Source organism: Bradyrhizobium sp. SHOUNA76 (assembly GCF_023006445.1).
Lineage (GTDB): Bacteria > Pseudomonadota > Alphaproteobacteria > Rhizobiales > Xanthobacteraceae > Bradyrhizobium.
In genome coordinates, this window is record NZ_JALBHA010000492.1 from 1 (window position 1) to 4,644 (window position 4,644).

The 4,644-nt window shown below is 66.7% G+C and carries 3 protein-coding genes; all 3 read left to right on the forward strand.

Features of this window, described 5'->3' with window-relative positions; genetic code table 11:
* Positions 1-653 (forward strand): TolC family protein (locus MOV74_RS31625; protein WP_246930901.1); only part of this gene is annotated, 653 nt, incomplete at its 5' end.
* Entirely contained in the window at positions 650-1,627 is a 978-nt protein-coding gene (gene ihpB, locus MOV74_RS31630; protein WP_246930902.1) for a divalent metal ion exporter adaptor subunit IhpB, read from the forward strand. The genes MOV74_RS31625 and ihpB, both read left to right, overlap by 4 nt.
* The coding region (locus tag MOV74_RS31635) for an efflux RND transporter permease subunit (protein ID WP_246930903.1) at positions 1,620-4,644 on the forward strand (3,025 nt) is incomplete at its 3' end. The genes ihpB and MOV74_RS31635, both read left to right, overlap by 8 nt.

A 4,644-nucleotide genomic window follows, 5' to 3' on the forward strand; every position in this document is an offset into this window, starting at 1 on the left:
AGCTTGCGGTGCTGATGGGCGATCCCACGGCGAAATTCGGCGAGGTTTCCGGCCGGCTCGACACCACGGGACGGCCGCCGGCGTTCCAGGCGGTGGTCGCCGCCATCGACGCCAATCCGCAGCTGGTGCGCTGGACCGCCGTCTTTGCCCAGCGCAATGCCGAGCTGCTGCTGGCTCGGCTCAAGCCCTATCCGGACGTGCGGATCGCGGCTGGCTGGCGCCACTATAACGAAACCAATGACGATGCCGTGCGCCTGACCGTCTCGGTGCCGATCCCCGTGTTCGACCAGAACCAGGGCAACATCCTCTCGGCACAGGAAAGCCTCGCCAAGACCAAGGCCGAGCGCGAGGCCAACCGCAACACGCTGATCGTGATCGCCGGCCGCGCCTATGACTCGCTCCAGGGCTCGCTGCGCGAGCTCGCGATCTTGCGCGAGACCGCTATCCCCAAGGCCGTCGAGGCCTCCGAGGCGATCTCGCAAGGCTATGGCCAGGGCCGTTTCACTTTGCTCGAGGTGCTCGACGCCCAGGCGAGCGTCACCCAGGCGCGGCTGCGCGAGCAGGAGGCGCTCCAGAACTTCCACGCGGGCGTTGCGACCATCGAAGGCCTCGTCGGCAATCCCTTCACGCTGGCGCGGGAGAGCGCACGATGAAGACGTCCTCCACCATTCTCGTGGCCATCGTTGCCGCCGGGCTCGGCGCTTACGGCTATTCCCTGCTCGCGCCGGCCAAGCCCGCGCACAGCGAGCATTCCGAGCATTCCGAACCGAAGAAGCCGAACGACCATGTCGAGCAGGACGAGCACGGCGCCGACCGCATCCGCATCTCCGACGTCAAGCTGGCGGCCGCAGGCGTCACGCTGGCGGAGGCTGCGAGCGCGACACTGACCGACACGCTCGCCTTCAACGGCATTCTGCGCGCCAACCAGGAAGCGGTCGTGCAGGTAACGCCGCGCTTCCCGGGCCTCGCCAAATCCATCCAGAAGCGCATCGGCGACAAGGTCGCCAAGGACGACCTGCTCGCCGCGATCGAGAGCAATCAGAGCCTCACCGTCTACGAGCTGAAGGCGCCGATTGCCGGAACTATCATCGAACGGCAGATCTCGCTCGGCGAATACGCTTCCGAGCAGAAGCCGGCCTTCGTCGTCGCCGACCTCTCCACCATCTGGGTCGATCTGTCGATCTACCGGCAGGACCTCAGGCGCGTCCGCCTCAATGACGAGGTGCTGATCGATCCCGATGACGGCCGCGGCGAGATCAAGGGCACGATCTCCTACATGGCGCCGATCGGCTCGAGCGAGACCCAGACCGCATTGGCCCGCGTGGTGCTGCAAAATCCGGACGGCCGCTTACGCCCCGGCCTGTTCGTCACGGCACGGCTGATCCTCGCTGCCCGCAACGTCGCGGTCGCCGTGCGCCGGAGCGCGATCCAGACCCTGGAGAACCGGACCATCGTGTTCGTCCGCGAGGACGGCGACAAGATCGAGGCGCGCCCCGTGGAGCTTGGCGATTCCGATCCGCGTCATGTCGAGATCAAGGCAGGCCTGTCCGCTGGCGAGCACTACGTCGCCGAGAACAGCTTCGTCGTGAAGGCGGAGATGGGCAAGGGCGAGGCCGAGCATGATTGAGCGCCTCATCGCCGTCTCGCTGCAGCAGCGCTGGCTGGTCCTCGTGCTCGCGCTCGGCGCCATCGCTTTCGGAGCCTGGAATTTCCAGCGCCTTCCGATCGACGCAGTGCCTGACATCACCAACGTCCAGGTCCAGATCAACACCCGCGCGCCCGGCTATTCGCCGCTCGAGACCGAGCAGCGCATCACCTTCCCGGTCGAGACCGCGATGGGCGGCCTGCCGAAACTCGACTACACGCGCTCGCTGTCGCGCTACGGCCTCAGCCAGGTGACGGTCGTCTTCAAGGACGGCACCGACATCTTTTTCGCCCGCCAGCTCGTCGGCGAACGCATCCAGCAGGTGAAGGACCAGCTTCCGGCCGGCGTCGAGGTCGCGATGGGGCCGGTCTCGACCGGGCTCGGCGAAATCTTCATGTACACCGTCGAGGCCAAGGCAGGCGCGAAGACGCAAGGCGGCCACGACTATTCGCTGACCGATTTGCGCACCGTGCAGGACTGGATCATCCGGCCGCAGCTTCGCAACGTGCCTGGGGTGATCGAGGTCAACACCATCGGCGGCTTCGAGCGGCAGTTCCATGTACTGCCCGACCCGGGCAAACTGATGGCCTACCGGCTCGGCTTTCGCGACGTCATGACCGCGCTCGCCGCCAACAACGCCAATGTCGGCGCCGGCTATATCGAGCGCAACGGCGAGCAATATCTGGTTCGCTCGCCGGGCCAGGTCGGCACGATGGGCGAAATCCAGGACATCGTGATCGGCGCGCGCGGCGGCAATCCCGTCAGGATCAGGGACGTCGCGACCGTCAGGGAAGGCCGCGATCTTCGCACGGGCGCAGCGACGTGGAACGGCGAAGAGACCGTGCTCGGAACCGCCATGCTGCTGATCGGCGAGAACAGCCGCAGCGTGGCCCGCCGCGTCGCAGCCCGGCTCGAGGACATCGCCAAATCGCTGCCCGAAGGCGTCGTGACGCGGACCGTCTACGATCGCACCGATCTGGTCGAAGCCACCATCCGCACGGTCAAGAACAATTTGCTGGAAGGCGCGGCGCTGGTGGTGGCGGTGCTGTTCCTGATCCTCGGCAACATCCGCGCGGCCCTCGTGGTGGCCTGCGTCATCCCGCTGTCCATGGCGATGACGATCACCGGCATGGTCGAGACAAAAGTCAGCGCCAACCTGATGAGCCTGGGCGCGATCGATTTCGGCATCATCGTCGACGGCGCCGTGATCATCGTCGAGAACTGCCTGCGCATGCTGGCCGCGGCCCAGCGCGAGAAAGGCGGGCTGCTGACGACCTCAGAGCGGCTGCGCGCGATCCTGCGCGGATCGAGCGAGGTGATCAAGCCAAGCCTGTTCGGAACGCTGATCATCGCAGTGGTCTATCTGCCCGTGCTGACGCTCACCGGCGTCGAGGGCAAGATGTTCACGCCGATGGCGCTGACCGTCTTGATGGCGCTGGGTGCCGCCGTGCTGTTCTCAATCACCTTCGTGCCGGCGGCCGTTGCCATCTTCGTCACCGGCAAAGTATCCGAACACGAGAACCTGTTCATGCGGGCCGCGAAACGCGCTTACCTGCCCCTGCTCCGCTTCGCCATCGACAACCGGGGCATGGTCGCCATCATGGCCGCACTCATCGTGATCGCGAGCGGCATCGCCGCGTCGCGGATGGGCGGCGAGTTCATTCCGAGCCTGGACGAGGGCGACGTCGCGCTGGCTTCGATCCGGATTCCCGGCACCAGCCTCACCCAGTCGCTGGATCTTCAGAAGGCGCTGGAAAAACGCATCAAGCAAATCCCTGAAGTGAAGGAGTTCTTCACCCGCATCGGCACCGCCGAGATCGCGACCGACCCGATGTCGCCGGCGCAGACCGATGGCTACGTCATGCTGAAGCCGCGCGCCGAATGGCCCGACCCGGACAAGCCGAAATCGGAGGTGATCGAGGCCATCGAGCATGCCGCTGACGAGATTCCCGGCAGCGCCTATGAAATCTCCCAGCCGATCCAGTTCCGTGTCAACGAGCTGATCTCCGGCGTGCGCACCGACGTCGGGGTCAAGATCTTCGGCGACGACCTCGACATCCTGCAAGGCGCAGCAAGACAGGTGGAGGCCGCGATCCGCGGCATCCGCGGCGCCAGCGACGTCAAGATCGAGCAGGTCTCCGGCCTGCCGATCCTCACCGTCCGCCTCGACCGCCAGGCGCTTGCCCGCTATGGCCTCAGCATCAGTGAGGTGCAGGGCATCGTCGAGATCGCGGTCGGCGGCAAATCGGCCGGCAAGCTGTTCGAGGGCGACCGCCGCTTCGACATCGTCGTGCGCCTGCCGGAACACCTGCGCGGCAATCTCGAGGCGATCCGGGCGATCCCGATCCCGCTGCCGCCCGGTGAGGAGGCCGGCTCCGGCACGGCCCTTCGAACCGCGCTGGCCGCCTCCCCGCTCACCCAGATGCGCTATGTGCCGCTGTCCTCGGTTGCGACCGTCGATGCGACGCCCGGTCCCAACCAGATCAGCCGCGAGAACGGCAAGCGGCGCATCGTCGTCACCGCCAATGTCCGCGCGCGCGATCTCGGCTCCTTCGTGTCCGAGGCGGAAGCGGCGGTGGCGGAGAAGGTCAAGCTGCCGCCGGGTTACTGGATCGGCTGGGGCGGGCAGTTCGAGCAGCTGGTGTCCGCGACCAAGCGGCTGACGATCGTGGTGCCGGTGGCGCTGTTGCTGGTGTTCCTGCTGCTGTTCATGGGGATGGGATCGGCGGCCGATGCGGCGCTGGTGTTCTCAGGCGTGCCGTTGGCGCTGACCGGCGGCGTTGCCGCGCTGCTGCTGCGCGACATCCCGTTGTCCATCAGCGCCGGTGTCGGCTTCATCGCGCTATCGGGCGTCGCCGTGCTCAACGGCCTCGTCATCATCGCCTTCATCGAGCGTCTCCGCAGCGAGGGACACCCCATCGCGGACGCGGTGCGCGAGGGTGCGCTGACGCGGCTGCGCCCGGTGTTGATGACGGCGCTCGTCGCCTCGCTCGGCTTCG

Excerpts from the sequence above, each read along its gene's own strand:
- ihpB (WP_246930902.1), top strand. The coding sequence starts at position 650 with ATGAAGACGTCCTCCACCATTCTCGTGGCCATCGTTGCCGCCGGGCTC.